12 protein-coding genes and 1 riboswitch are annotated in these 14076 nt (G+C 67.4%); of the genes, 7 read left to right on the forward strand and 5 right to left on the reverse strand.

Annotated features, from left to right (window positions below; all coding sequences use genetic code 11):
- Nucleotides 1-5: 5 nt before the first annotated feature.
- Nucleotides 6-1712, reverse strand: a complete 1707-nt coding sequence (locus H0264_RS19965) for a GMC oxidoreductase (protein ID WP_181578945.1) — start codon at nucleotides 1710-1712, stop codon at nucleotides 6-8.
- Between the two features lie 154 nt (nucleotides 1713-1866).
- Between H0264_RS19965 and H0264_RS19970 the strand changes: the two genes are divergently transcribed.
- From H0264_RS19970 to gcvP, 7 genes are all read left to right on the forward strand, one after another.
- Entirely contained in the window at nucleotides 1867-2478 is a 612-nt protein-coding gene (locus tag H0264_RS19970; RefSeq protein ID WP_276514499.1) for a CDP-alcohol phosphatidyltransferase family protein, read from the forward strand.
- Nucleotides 2479-2547: 69 nt separating this feature from the next.
- Nucleotides 2548-2946 (forward strand): glycine cleavage system protein GcvH, encoded by a 399-nt coding sequence (gcvH, locus tag H0264_RS19975; protein ID WP_181578946.1) that lies wholly within the window; start codon nucleotides 2548-2550, stop codon nucleotides 2944-2946.
- A gap of 145 nt (nucleotides 2947-3091) precedes the next feature.
- Nucleotides 3092-3559 (forward strand): oxoglutarate dehydrogenase inhibitor Odhl, encoded by a 468-nt coding sequence (gene odhI, locus H0264_RS19980; protein ID WP_181578947.1) that lies wholly within the window; start codon nucleotides 3092-3094, stop codon nucleotides 3557-3559.
- A gap of 11 nt (nucleotides 3560-3570) precedes the next feature.
- Nucleotides 3571-4425 (forward strand): transcriptional regulator FtsR, encoded by an 855-nt coding sequence (ftsR, locus tag H0264_RS19985; protein ID WP_420831979.1) that lies wholly within the window; start codon nucleotides 3571-3573, stop codon nucleotides 4423-4425.
- 79 nt (nucleotides 4426-4504) lie between these two features.
- The gene (locus H0264_RS19990; RefSeq protein WP_181578948.1) at nucleotides 4505-4978 is read left to right on the forward strand and encodes a bifunctional nuclease family protein; all 474 of its coding nucleotides are present in this window, start codon (nucleotides 4505-4507) and stop codon (nucleotides 4976-4978) included.
- Between the two features lie 231 nt (nucleotides 4979-5209).
- Nucleotides 5210-5776, forward strand: a complete 567-nt coding sequence (locus H0264_RS19995; RefSeq protein ID WP_181578949.1) for a MerR family transcriptional regulator — start codon at nucleotides 5210-5212, stop codon at nucleotides 5774-5776.
- Nucleotides 5777-6034: 258 nt separating this feature from the next.
- A riboswitch (glycine riboswitch) is annotated at nucleotides 6035-6145 on the forward strand.
- A 53-nt stretch (nucleotides 6146-6198) separates the two neighbouring features.
- Entirely contained in the window at nucleotides 6199-9033 is a 2835-nt protein-coding gene (gene gcvP / locus H0264_RS20000) for an aminomethyl-transferring glycine dehydrogenase (protein ID WP_420832102.1), read from the forward strand.
- A gap of 83 nt (nucleotides 9034-9116) precedes the next feature.
- Here the strand turns inward: gcvP and H0264_RS20005 are convergent, their stop codons facing one another.
- The 4 genes from H0264_RS20005 to H0264_RS20020 form a co-directional block, all read right to left on the reverse strand.
- Nucleotides 9117-11336: a WD40 repeat domain-containing serine/threonine protein kinase gene (locus H0264_RS20005; RefSeq protein WP_276514500.1), complete on the reverse strand. Its 2220-nt coding sequence runs from the start codon at nucleotides 11334-11336 to the stop codon at nucleotides 9117-9119.
- A 177-nt stretch (nucleotides 11337-11513) separates the two neighbouring features.
- Entirely contained in the window at nucleotides 11514-11930 is a 417-nt protein-coding gene (locus tag H0264_RS20010) for a DUF7144 family membrane protein (RefSeq protein WP_181578952.1), read from the reverse strand.
- A 91-nt stretch (nucleotides 11931-12021) separates the two neighbouring features.
- On the reverse strand, nucleotides 12022-13695 hold the full coding sequence (locus H0264_RS20015; protein WP_181578953.1) for a VWA domain-containing protein: 1674 nt from the start codon (nucleotides 13693-13695) through the stop codon (nucleotides 12022-12024).
- Nucleotides 13696-13795: 100 nt separating this feature from the next.
- The gene (locus H0264_RS20020; protein ID WP_181578954.1) at nucleotides 13796-14062 is read right to left on the reverse strand and encodes a WhiB family transcriptional regulator; all 267 of its coding nucleotides are present in this window, start codon (nucleotides 14060-14062) and stop codon (nucleotides 13796-13798) included.
- Nucleotides 14063-14076: the final 14 nt, after the last annotated feature.

Genomic DNA, 14076 nt, shown 5'->3' on the forward strand with positions numbered 1-14076 from the left:
TCCGCTCAGTGGGCCGGAAACACCGGATCAGCAGGGCGTTCGGCCGGGAAGATGGGCAGTCGCAGCGCGCCGGTGGCGGTCTCCGGCACGGCCGGCCGATTGGGCCGCACCGGCGCTACGCGCACATAGTCCGCACCCAGTTCCGGTCGCGGATCGGCCTCGTTCCGGTTGGGCCAGAACGCCATCGCGCGCTCGGCCTGCGCCGTGATGGTCAGCGACGGGTTCACGCCCAGGTTGGCCGTCACCGCCGAGCCGTCGGCCACGTGCAGGCCCGGATGCCCGAACACCCGCTGGTACGGGTCCACCACACCGGATTCCGGTCCCTCGCCGATCACACAGCCGCCGATGTAGTGCGCGGTGGCCGGGATATTGAACACGTCCATGACCAGCCCGTGCACGTCGCCGTTGACCTTCTGCCCGAAGCGCCGCCCCACATCGTGTGCGAGCGGAATCCAGGTCGGATTGGGCTTGCCCGTGCCCTGCTTGGTCTTGAGTTGCCCCCAGCGCCGGTAGGAGGTCAGCGAATTGTCCAGCGACTGCATGACCAGCAGGATCACCGACTTCTCCGAGGCCCGATGCGCATTGAGGCTGCGCAGGAACACCATCGGATGCAGCAGGATGGCCAGCAGGAACCGCAGCACCCGGAACGCGCCGCCGTCCACGATCGGCACCGACATGGGGAACAGCGCGTTCTGGCCCTTGCCGTAGTGGCACACCTCGATATGGGTGTCGGGCTCCGGGTGAATCGAGGAGGTGATGGCGATGCCCTCCGCGAAATCGGTGCGGTCGCGGCTCACCACATTCAGGATGGCCTCGGAGTTGGAGCGGGTCAGCTCACCCAGGCGCGGCGACAGATTGGTCAGCACGCCCTCGTCGCGCATCTTGTGCAGCAGCTTCTGGGTGCCCAGCGCGGCCGCCGCGAACACCACCTGCTCGGCGGTGAAGGTCTTGCGCTCCTTGCGAATCCAGCGATCCGAGCGCTCGGTCTCGAGCGCGTACCCGCCGCCGGTCATGGGGCGCACGCTGGTGACGGTGGTCAGCTCGAAGACCTTCGCGCCGCCCTGCTCGGCCAGATACAGGTAGTTGGTCGGGGTGGTGTTCTTGGCATTGTGCGGGCAGCCGGTGAAGCAGCGCGCGCAGTGGATGCAGCCGCTGCGGCGCGGTCCGGCTCCGCCGAAGTACGGGTCGGCCACTTCCTCGCCCGGCGCGTCCTCGTTGAAGAACACGCCCACATTGGTGGCGTGGAAGGTGTCGGCGACGCCGAGATCCTCGGCGACCGAACGGATCACCTCATCGGCGGGTGTCATGCGCGGATTGGGGGCGACGCCGAGCATGCGCTGCGCCTGGTCGTAGTAGGGCGCGAGCTCGGACTTCCAGTCGGTGATGTGCGACCACTGCTTGTCGGTGTAGAAGTTCGGCAGCGGCTCGTAGAGGGTGTTGCCGTAGATCAGCGATCCGCCGCCCACCCCGGAGGCGGAGAACACCGCGCACTTGCCGAGCACACTGATGCGCTGTGGCCCGGTCAAGCCCAGCCGGGGCGCCCAGATCGACTTGCGCACATTCCAATTCGATGACGGGATGTCCTCGGCATTCCAGCGGCGACCGGATTCCAGCACGGCCACCCGGTAGCCCTTCTCGGTCAGGCGCAGCGCACTCACGCTCCCCCCGAACCCGGAACCGATCACAACGACGTCGTAGTCGAAGTCGGGCATGGTCTTTCCTCTCGCACACCGGAAACAGATGAGAAGGATGTCGACTCATTCTGTCACTCCCCTGATATGGCGGAGACCATATCGGTTCCGCGTGAACTCGGCCAAGCGGCGTGCCCGGATGGTGACGCGGGAGTGATTGCGGTAAGACCGGAGCGTGACCACCGAGCGCAACACCGAACCGGTGTACAGCGACCGCATCTTCACCGTGCCCAATGTGCTGAGCATGGTGCGGCTCATCGGCGTCCCCGTCTTCCTCTGGCTGCTGCTGGTGCGTGAGGCCGACGGCTGGGCGTTCGCGCTGCTGATCCTCAGCGGTATCACCGACTACGCGGACGGCAAGCTCGCACGGCTCCTGGATCAGTCGTCCAAACTCGGCGCGATCCTGGACCCGCTGGTGGATCGGCTGTATCTGGTGGCGACGTTGGGCGGCTTCCTGATTCGCGGCATCCTGCCCTGGTGGGTGGTGGCCATCCTGGTCGGCCGCGACCTTGTTCTGACGGTGACCCTGGGCATCTACAAGCGCCGCGATCTGCCCCCGCCGGACGTCATCTACCTGGGCAAGGCCGCCACTTTCGCGCTCATGTCCGCGTTCCCCTGGTGGCTGGCCGGCCAGATGGATTGGGCCGCCGCGGGTTTCAGTCGGGCCTTCGGTGGTGCATTCTTGGTCTGGGGTACGGCGGTGTACGTCTGGACCGGCATTCTCTACCTCGGCAAAGCCATTGCCGTGGCCCGGACCATACCGGCCGTGCCGCACCATGATCGGTAGCCGATAGGGTATTGCCACGCATCGACGCGGATGCCGCGAGAGGACCGCCCCTGTGAAAGGACACTGCCTGTGACCGACCTACCCGAGGACCTGCGCTACACCGAAGAACACGAATGGGTGCGCAAAGTGGGACCTACCCGCGTTCGGGTGGGCATCACCGACTACGCGCAGTCACAGCTGGGTGACGTCGTCTTCGTGCAGCTGCCCGAGGTGGACAAGGACGCCTCCGCCGGCGAGAGCATCGCCGAGGTGGAGTCGACCAAGTCCGTATCCGATATCTACATTCCGCTGACCGCGAAAGTCGTTGCGGTGAACGAGGATCTGACCGCCAGCCCGGAGACCGTCAACACCGATCCCTACGGTGACGGGTGGATCTTCGAACTCGAGGTCGCCGACGCCGATGCCCTCGACGCCGAGCTCGGAAAGCTGCTCGACGCCGCAGGTTATCAAGGAGTTATCGGAGGCTGAAGGAGCCTTCACAGTTCTACCTGCACGGGTACGTCCCGGCAGGGTACGGTCATTGCCAACAGATGTGTCTGCGCGGCCGGAGCGCCGCATCGCTGAAGGCATCAACTGCTTGCATGGATTATTCGGTTCGAGGAGGAGAGCAAGGGTGAGCGAGAACAAAGACCCGGGTTACCAGGAGACAGCAGCCGAGACCACATCGGTGTTCCGCGCTGATTTCCTGAACGAGGTCGACACGTCGCGCACCGAGCAGACCGGTGAACAGCCGGTGCAAGGGGTCGAGGGCCTGCCCGCGGGCGCGGCCCTGCTGGTGGTCAAGCGCGGCCCGAATGCCGGATCGCGTTTCCTGCTCGACCAGCCCACCACCTCCGCGGGGCGCCACCCCGACAGCGACATCTTCCTGGACGATGTCACCGTCAGCCGTCGCCACGCCGAGTTCCGCCAGGACGACGACACCTTCCAGGTCGTCGATGTGGGCAGCCTGAACGGCACCTACGTGAACCGGGAGCCGGTGGATTCCTCGGAGCTGCAGAACGGCGACGAGGTGCAGATCGGCAAGTTCCGTCTCGTATTCCTGACCGGCCCTCGCCCCGCAGAGGCGTCGGGCACGCTATAGGACCCACGGGAATGACTGGCGCAGCGCAGCAGTGGACGCGCGGAGGCATGTCGATCGGCTCCGTGCTGGATTTGCTGCGTCCGGACTTTCCAGACATCACCATCTCGAAGATTCGGTTTCTCGAATCCGAGGGATTGATCAGCCCGGAGCGAACCCCCTCGGGGTACCGCAGGTTTCACGTCGCCGACGTCGAACGCCTGCGGTTCGTGCTCACGGCACAGCGGGATCAGTACCTGCCCTTGAAGGTGATCAAGGAGCAGCTCGAAGCGATCGACAGCGGAGCCGCGACGCTCGGTGTACGGGAAGCCCGTGCCCGAGCGGCCGTGGGGGGAGACGGTCCGCGTCCCGACCACGACGCGGCCCGCGACAACGGCGGTGTCTCTACAGGCGGTGTCTCTACAGGAAATGCCATGGCGCCCAATGGTGATGGTCGCTTACGGCGGCTCGGGGTCGTGCCCGGCGAGGTCTCGCCCGAGGAACTCCGGTTCGATCACGAAATCCGGATCACCCGGGCGGACCTGCTCAGCCAGGCCGGTATCGATGAGAAGTTCCTGACCGAGCTCATCCGCGCCAATCTGATCACCCCCGGCGCCGCCGGATTCTTCGACGCCGACGCGGTCACGCTCGCGCGCACCGCCAAGGCCCTGAGTGAATTCGGTTTGGAGGCACGGCATCTGCGCGCCTTCAAGCTGGCCGCGGACCGCGAGGCGGCGATGGTCGCGCAGATCGCCGCACCGATCGCGAAAAGCCGGGACGCGGATGCCCGCGCCCGTGCCGAAGAGACCGTGCGCGAGTTGGCGGCACTGTCGCTGACCCTGCACACATGCCTGGTGAAGACCTCAGTGCGCGCTTCCCTCGGGGGCTGAAATCTTCGCCTAGACTCGGTGATACGGCCGACTTCGTGATGGCAGGGCTGGCGGCCGGCGAGTATTGGGAGGCAGTGCGATGAGCGAAATGCGTGTTATCGGCATCCGTGTCGAACAGCCACAGAACCAGCCCGTGCTGTTGCTGCGTGAGGCCAATGGTGATCGGTATCTACCGATTTGGATCGGCCAGGCCGAAGCCACCGCCATCGTGCTCGAACAGGAGGGCGTCACGCCCATCCGGCCGCTCACTCACGATCTGATCAAGATTCTGATCAAGGAGCTCGGGCACACCCTCAAAGAGGTCCGCATCGTGGACCTGCAGGAGGGCACCTTCTACGCCGATCTCGTCTTCGACAACGACCTACGCGTCTCCGCGCGCCCCTCGGATTCGGTCGCCATCGCCTTGCGCGTCGGCTGCCCGATCTACGCCGAGGAACCCGTTCTCGAGGAAGCCGGCCTGGTCATGCCGGACGAGAAGGAAGACGAAGTCGAGAAGTTCAAGGAGTTCCTGGAATCGGTCTCGCCCGACGATTTCAAGGCCACCGACAGCTGATCTTCAGGGCCGCTCGCACGCGATCATGGCGACGGTGCAATTATTGTCTCGACCTGTACTTAAGGTCTAGAAACACGCCGCCCATCACGCTTGGTTCGATGCCGATACTCCCGAGACAATCAGGAGAGTAGCCTCGATAGTTAGGCCACGCTCCGAGCGTCGATGCAGTGTTCACCGATTGCAGTGTTCACGAACACGAGCCCTGACAGGCAAGCAGTAAGGGAGTAGTCAGTGGGAGATCAACCGCAACCGCAGGATGTGGTGCAGCCAGGGCTGTTCCCCGACGACACGGTGCCGGACGAACTCGTCGGCTACCGGGTGCCCAGCGCCTGCCAGGTCGCCGGGATCACCTACCGCCAGCTCGACTACTGGGCTCGCACCGGGCTCGTCGTGCCGTCCATCCGCTCCGCCACGGGATCGGGCAGCCAGCGTCTGTACTCGTTCAAGGACATCCTGGTCCTCAAGATCGTCAAGCGGCTGCTCGACGCCGGCATCTCGCTGCAGAACATCCGCATCGCAGTGGATCATCTGCGCAGCCGCGGCGTCGAGGATCTGGCCGGGATCACGCTGTTCTCCGACGGGGCCACCGTGTACGAATGCTCGTCGCCGGAGGAGGTCGTCGATTTACTGCAGGGCGGCCAAGGCGTCTTCGGCATCGCCGTCAGCGGCGCGATGCGCGAGCTCACCGGGGCCATCGCCAACTTCCCGGCCGAACGCGCCGAGACCGGCAGCGCCAGCGACCGTCCGGAAGACGAACTGGCATTCCGCCGCAAGGCGCGCATGAGCAAGACCGGCTAGCAGCAGACTTCTCTCGTCATCCCGGCCAAAAGCGCGCCGGGAGGACGGCGGTTCTGTGTGCCGGGATGACGACCGTCGGGTATGTGATCCCGGCCCGGGCAACACGGCTGTAACTTGCGGCCCTCTAGACTTGGCAGTGCGTCGCAGCCGTGCGGGAGAGTTCCGGGGCTGGTTCATCGGATTCGGTGGGCTGGACCAGGACGCCGAAGGAGCAGCACCTCCCCGTCAATCTCTCAGGCACAAGGGACCGTGCGGAGTTTCGACGCCTCTGGAAAGCGGTGGTCGCGAGCCACCCGCCCATGGTGAAAGGGACACGGCCCCAAAGCCGCTGCCCCGAATCTCTCAGGCGCCCAGGACAGAGGGGGAGGGACGACTGGTCGACCCCGATGGTCGACTCCGCCCGACCCCATGGAGCTGCCGTGATTACCCGTTCCTTCGCCGACCGCCATATCGGACCCGATCCGGGCGAACTCGACCGCATTCTGAAGGTCGTCGGCGTCGAATCGCTCGACGAACTCGCGGCCAAGGCCGTGCCCGCCAGCATTCTCGACGCGGCCACCGGCAATGGCCTCGCCGCACTGCCGCCCGCACTGTCCGAGCACGAGGCGCTGGCCGAGCTGGCCGCGCTGGCCGGTTCCAACACCGTGGCCACCAGCATGGTCGGGCTGGGCTACTACGACACCCTCACGCCGCCGGTGCTGGTGCGCAATCTCATCGAGAACCCGGCCTGGTACACCGCCTACACGCCCTACCAGCCCGAGATCAGCCAGGGCCGCCTCGAGGCGCTGCTCAACTTCCAGACCATGGTGTCGGACCTGACCGGCATGGAGGTCGCCAACGCGTCCATGCTCGACGAGGCCACCGCGGCCGCCGAGGCCATGACGCTGCTGCAGCGCGCCAATCGGGGCAGCAAGTCGCAGCGGCTGCTGATCGATACCGATTTGTTCCCGCAGACCCGGACGCTGCTGTTCACGCGCGCCGAGCCGCTCGGGATCGAGATCGTCGAGGCCGATCTGTCCGGTGGCGAACTGCCCGAGGGCGAGTTCTTCGGCGTGATCGTGCAGCAGCCCGGCGCTTCCGGCAAGATCGTCGACTGGACGCCGCTCATCGAAGCCGCCCATGCGCGTAAGGCTTTGGTCGCCGTGGGCGCGGATCTGCTTGCCATGACCATGATCACGCCGCCCGGTGAGCAGGGCGCGGACGTATGTTTCGGCACCACACAGCGATTCGGGGTGCCGCTCGGCTTCGGCGGCCCGCACGCCGGATATCTGGCCGTGCGCAACGCGCACGCGCGGCAGCTGCCCGGCCGTCTGGTCGGCGTCTCCGTGGACGCGGACGGCAATACCGCCTACCGCCTCGCGCTGCAGACCCGGGAACAGCACATTCGCCGGGAGAAGGCGACCTCGAACATTTGCACCGCGCAGGTGCTGCTGGCCATCGTGGCCGCCATGTACGCCTCCTACCACGGTGCGGACGGGCTGCGGAACATCGCGCGCCGGGTGCACGGGCACGCGCAGTGGCTGGCCGCCGGACTCGGCGATGCCGTTGTGCACCAGCGCTTCTTCGACACCGTGCTGGTGAACGTGCCCGGCGGGGCGGAGGCCATCGTGGCCAAGGCCAAGGGCGCGGGGATCAACCTGCGACTGGTCGACGCCGATCACGTCGGCATCGCCTGCGACGAGGCCACAACCGACGCGCACGTGGTCGCCATCCTGGACTGCTTCGGCGCGGAGGTGCCCGTCGGGCCCGAAGGCGCGCTGTTCCACGGCCGGCCGCGTCCGCACCTCGAGGATCGGACCTCGGAGTTCCTGACCCATCCGGCGTTCACCCGGTACCGCACCGAGACCGCCATGCTGCGCTACCTGCGTGCGCTGTCCGACAAGGACATCGCCCTGGACCGCAGCATGATTCCGCTCGGCTCCTGCACCATGAAGCTGAACGCGGCCGCGGAGATGGAATCCATCACCTGGCCCGGGTTCAACCGGGTGCACCCGTACGCGCCGGTCGAGGACGCGCCGGGGCTCATCCGCCTGATCGAGGACCTGGAAGGCTGGCTGTGCGCCGTCACCGGGTACGACCGGGTCTCCCTGCAGCCCAATGCCGGATCGCAGGGCGAGTACGCCGGACTGCTGGCCATCCGCCGCTACCACCTGGATCGTGGTGACTCGCACCGGGATACGTGCCTCATCCCGTCCTCCGCGCACGGCACCAATGCCGCCTCGGCCGCCATGGTCGGCATGCGCGTCGAGGTCGTGAAGACCCGCCCCAACGGCGACGTCGACCTGGACGACCTGCGCGCCAAGATCGCCGACCACGCCGACCGGCTGGCCTGCATCATGATCACCTACCCGTCCACGCACGGCGTGTACGAGCACGAGGTCGCCGAACTCTGCGCCCTGGTGCACGACGCCGGCGGTCAGGTGTACGTGGACGGCGCCAACCTGAATGCCCTTGTCGGCCTGGCCCGTCCGGGCAAGTTCGGCGGCGACGTCAGCCACCTGAACCTGCACAAGACCTTCTGCATTCCGCACGGCGGCGGTGGCCCCGGCGTCGGCCCGGTGGCCGTCCGCGAACACTTGGCAAAGTACCTGCCGGGCGATCCCCTGGAGGCGGGCTCGCACGCCGTCTCGGCCGCCAAGTACGGCTCCGCGTCCATCCTCCCCATCACGTGGTCCTACATCCGCATGATGGGCGCCGACGGCCTGCGCCGCGCCACCCTCACCGCCATCGCCTCGGCCAATTACATTGCCCGACGCCTGGATCCGCACTTCCCCGTGCTCTACACCGGCGACAACGGCATGGTCGCGCACGAGTGCATCCTCGACCTGCGCGAGATCACCAAGCGCACCGGCGTCACCGTCGACGATGTGGCCAAGCGCCTGGCCGACTACGGCTTCCACGCCCCCACCATGAGCTTCCCGGTCGCGGGCACCCTCATGGTCGAGCCGACCGAATCCGAAAACCTCGAAGAGATCGACGCTTTCATCGACGCGATGATCGCCATCAAGGGTGAGATCGACCAGGTCGAAGCCGGCGTCTGGCCCGTCGAGGACAACCCGCTGCGCGGTGCCCCGCACACCGCCGAATGCCTGGTCGGCGAGTGGAACCACCCGTACTCCCGCGAAACCGCCGTCTACCCGCGGGGTTTGGGTTCGGCCCGCGCCAAGGTGTGGCCGTCCGTCCGCCGCATCGACGGCGCGTACGGCGACCGCAACCTGGTCTGCTCCTGCCCGCCGCTGGACGCCTACGCCGAGTAGTCTCCGCCTCGAAAGTTCACGAATGCTACTGCGCCCCATCGGGTTCCGTCACCGGTGGGGCGCAGTGCGATCTTTCGAGGTGGCTATCGGCTGACCGTCCACAAGCGAATCGTCTTGTCGCTGCTGGTGGTTGCGAGCAGGGAGCCGTCGGGGCTGAACGCGGCGGCGTAGACCGCGTCGGTGTGGCCGGTGAGCGGTTCGCCGATCTGGGCGCGTGATTCGATGTCCCACAGCCGGGCGGTCCGGTCATCGCTGGTGGTCACGAGGGTGCGACCGTCCGGGCTGAACGCTACCGAGCGGATGCCGGCGGTGTGGCCGGTGATGGGTTCGCCCAATTGCTTTCGGGTGCGGACGTCCCAGAGGCGGGCGGTGGCGTCGGCGCTGTTGGTGGCCAGCAGGGTGCCGTCGGAGTTGAAGGCGATGGTGCGGACCCGGTCGGTGTGCCCGGTGAGGGGATCGCTGATGGACTGGCGGGTGCGCAGGTCCCACAGGCGGAGGGTGGTGTCGAAGCTGGCGGTGGCCACGGTGGTGCCGTCGGGGGAGAAGGCTACGGCGGCCACCGCGCCATTGTGGCCGGTGAGGGAATTGCCGGAGGCGGTACGGGTTTTCGCGCTGCGGAAATGGACGGTGCTGTCGCTGGCGGCAATGGCGAGCAGGGTGCCGTCGGGGCTGAACGCTATGCCGTTGATGGACACCGAGCCCTCGGTGAGGGTGTCGCCGGACTGGTAACCGGTGCTGACCTCCCAGATGCGCGCGGTGGTATCGGCGCTGGTGGTGGCCAGCAGCGTGCCGTCGGGGGAGAAGGCGACCGAGCGGACCCGGTCGGAATGGCCGGTGAGAGGCTCGCCCTGCTGTGCTTGGGCCTCGACATTCCACAGGCGGGCCGTATTGTCGAAACTCGCGGTGGCAAGGGTCTTTCCATCAGGGCTGAATGCCACCGCGTGGACCAGGCCGGTATGGCCGGACAGCACCGCGCGCAGGCGGGCACCCTGCGGCCCGCTGGAACCGTCCCGCCCGGCGAGTAGCGGAATGGAACCGGCAGCCGCAGCCACCGGCACGGCGATGGCCGCCCCGATGAGGAAGCGCCGCCGCGAGAGCATGCGCGGCTTTGGCGGTGCGGACGTATCCGCTGGGGGCGGCTGGGTGTTCGGGTCCGACAGGATCGGATACGGCTGGGGCCGGGATGAATACGGCTGCGGGAGCCGTGGCTGCGGTTGGGAGGGGTTGGTGTGCGGGCGTGCCGGATACTGCTGGTGTACAGCGGGATTCATTTGCGTCGGTGCCACGCGGGGCTGGTGGACGGCCGGATTCAGCTGTGTGGGAGCGGGATTCGGCTGGGGTATTGGTGGGACGCGCTGTTGCGGCCAGGAGGGGTGTGACGGTGGGCGGGCGTCCCGCGAGGATTGGGTGTCCGGTTGCGGGCCGGGTTCGATCGGGCGGGTCGGTGGGGCCCACTGCTGTCCGCTGCCGGGGCCGAATTGTTGCAGCGCGGAGTGTGCGGCGTGGGCGAGGGCCAGGCAGGTGGGGTAGCGGTCGGCCGGGTCCTTGGCCATGGCGATGGCGATCACCTGGTCGATGCGGGGCGGCAGGTCCGAGCGCACGGCGGTCGGTTGCGGCGGCGGCTGGGTGAGGTGGGCGTGCAGGATCGCGGCGAGCGTGTCGCGCGGGTACGGGACGGTATTGGTGAGCAGCCGGTACAGGGTCGCGCCGAGGGCGTAGATGTCGGCGCGATGGTCGAGGACGCCGCCGGTGAGCAGTTCGGGGGCCGCGTAGGCGAAGGTGGCGCGCACCGAGGCGGTCACCGTGGTCGGATCATCGGCCGTGCGCGCGATACCGAAATCCGTGAGGTACACGTGGTTTCGCCCCGCACCCATTGTGGTGAGCAGGTTGGCGGGCTTCACGTCCCGATGCAGCACTCCCTGCCGGTGCGCGTGATCGAGCCCCTGCGCCGCCTGCCCGATGATCTCCAGTGTCCGCTGCGGCGGCAAAGGACCGCTGCGCAGCAGTTGCGCGATATCGGGCCCGTTCACATAATCCATGGCGATCCACAGATGATCGCCCTCCGCGCCCCGATCGTGTACCCGCACGATATGCGGATGTTGCAGGCGCGCAACGATATCCGCCTCACGATGGAAGTAGGCCCGAGCCTCGTCGTCGCGCCCCAGCTCCGGCAGCAGGATCTTCAACGCCACGTTCATCGGCAACCGCGGATGGCGTGCGAGATACACCGAACCCATCCCTCCGGCGCCAATCAAACGTTGGATGGTGTATCCGGCGAATACGGCGCCCGGCTGCAAGCTCACCCGGCCCCGTCACTCTTCGATCGGCTGCTCTGACCCATACACCCGCCTTCGCTCGTGCACGATGCCCGTGCAAAGCATTATCGCCGCAGCCGGCTCCGGCGGTAACGCTGATGGCGAACAGCGCTGCGCCCCAACAGCTGCGATGGCTGCCGGGGCGCAGGGCGGATGGGGCTCGGGTCAGGCGTTGCTGGGCTTCCAGGTGGCGATGGCCCAGATGACCACCACGTCCAGGGCGATGATCAGCAGCGACCAGGCCGGGTAGTAGGGGAGCCAGAGGAAGTTGGCGACGATGGAGACCGCCGCGAGGACCATGGCCATGGCGCGGCCCCAGGTGGTGCCGGCCAGCAGGCCGACGGCGGAGATGACCACCAGGCCGCCGATGATCAGGTGGGTCCAGCCCCAGCCGGTGGTGTTGAAACGGTAGATGTAGTCGTTGACGTTCACGATGAGCAGGTCGTCGGAGGCGATGGCGGAGATGCCCTCCAGGATCGACAGCGCACCGATGACCAGCATGAGGATGGCCGCCGCGATCGAGGTGCCGGCCGCGAAACCCTGCTTGACCGGGTGATCGTCGGTGGTCGTGCTGTGCGCCATGCGTGTACCCCTTCGATGGAGAAATGGCTGACTTTGCTCGAATCTCCCACGAGTTAGCTGAGAGATTGCGAAGACATGCCGTAGGGGTATCTCAGGGGGTGGTGAGGGCCTGCGACACCGCCGTGCCGAAGGCGAGATCGTTGGTGGTGGCGACCTTGGTGTAGGTGCCGCCGGTGCGCTGGGCGAGGGTCTGCAGGGTCTGGGTGCCGGTGCCGCCGATCACGATGACATCCACGCGCACCGGCTTGGCCGGATCGGTGGCCGCGGCGATATCGGCGAGCAGCTGATCGCCGGTGACCGAGGAATCGTCGTCGGGGCCGTCGGTGATGAGCAGGATCGAATTGGTGCGCGCCGCGGCGTAACCGGCGAGGGCGCTGCGGTAGGCGGCCTGCAGGGTGGGGTAGGTGCGGTCGGTCTTGGAGGTGGAAGCGGTTGCCGCACCCAGGGATTGGGTGAGGGCGGTGCGCTGCTCGACGGTCAGCGGGGCGGTCGGGGTGAGGACGCGGTAGGGCGTGGTGCCGTCGAGGTTCTTGGCGTAGGCCCACGCGCCCATGCCGAAGTCGGGTGGCATGACGGTCATCGTGGACAGCAGGGCCGCAATGGAATTCGCGAGCCGGGTGAGGCCGCCGTCCTGGGTGGACATGGACGCGGAGGTGTCGAGCAGCACGGTCGACCGCACGCCGAGCACCGGATGCGCGAGGGTCTGGTTCAGCTGCTCCAGCACCGCGCGGGCCGGGACGGCGGCGGTGGCCTGCGGGGCCGCGCCGAAACCATTGTCGGTGAACAACTTCGACTGTTCGGGGGCGTGCAGGAAGTCGGTGAAGAGTCCGGCCACCTGATTCTGCGTCTGATCCACCCACGAGCCGGAGATCTGCGCGGCCGGATAGTCGGCCTGCGGGCCGTTGCCGGTGGGCCGGAAGGCGGTGAGCCCGTTGCGGCCTCGGATCTGCTGCTCGGTCGCGGCCACCGCGTGCACGGGCGATCCGGCCGCATCGGCGGCGGTGCCGATGGTGGTCAGCGCCGACTCGACGTCTTCGACCGCGGGCGCACCGGCGGCCAGCACCGACACCGCCGAGCTCACCTGACCGGATTTCACGGCGTTCTCATCGAGCGGATCGGTGCCCGAAACACCCGAGCCGACCGCCGCCGCCACACCCAGTGCGGGATCCCCGGCGGGCATGGCCAATCGCAGGCCGCCCCACGGCGCGAGGCCGACGTCGGCGAGCGAACCCTGTTGCAGCTTGGGCAGATCCGCCCAGGCCACCTGCTTGGCCTCGAGGGCCTGCCGCAGTTCGGCCGGCATCGCCAGCGCGATCGGGCTGACCGCGACCGGCGCGGGCGTGCCCTGAATCAGCCCGGGCACGCGCATGAGTTCGATCGACCGCGCCGAATCCGGAATCCACAGCCCCGGTTGCGCACCCAGCGCCGCATCCCACTTGTTCGAGGTGAAGGCCGCCACCACGGCCGCCGACGGCTGCGGGTTCACCACCACCTGCGCACAGTGATCGCGCACCACGGGTTTCGTCGCGTTGTACCGTTCCGCCGCCGCTTTGACCGGCGCCGCGATGGACGGATCCACGGTGACATTCAGCGTCGTGGTCCCCTCCACGCACGCCGCGGCGGCCGCGCTGTCGCTCTTGTTCGAGCGATCCTGCAACCAGATCCAGCCGACCACGGCCAAGACCAGCACGATCACCGCTGCGACTGCGATGACCGGTCCCTTGGCGACACCTCGTGACCGGCTCGCGGCGCGATGAGTACCCACGATCTTCAGTGTAAGTTGACGCGATATTTGCCACCTGTACCAGGCGGTAACGCGAAAAGCCGACCGGCATGGTATTGCCGGTCGGCTCGTTCGGATCAGCTCAGTCTCTGATCAGCTTGCCGCGGTCGTACTCGTGCCCGCCCCAGACGCCGGACTGGCCGGTGCGGGTGGCGAACTCGCCGCACTCGCGGCGGATCGGGCAGCCGGCGCAGATCTTTCGCGCGTAGTCGAAGTCCTGCGACGGATACGGGAACCACGCCTCATGGTTGGGGTCACCCTGGCAGGCGGCGTGCTGCCAGTAGTCCTTGGAATCGGAGATGGGGAGCAGATCCGCCAGGGTCGGCTCCGCCAGTGCAGTTTTCGTCATCGGATCTAGCTCCT

The sequence above is a fragment of the Nocardia huaxiensis genome (assembly GCF_013744875.1).
GTDB lineage: Bacteria > Actinomycetota > Actinomycetes > Mycobacteriales > Mycobacteriaceae > Nocardia > Nocardia huaxiensis.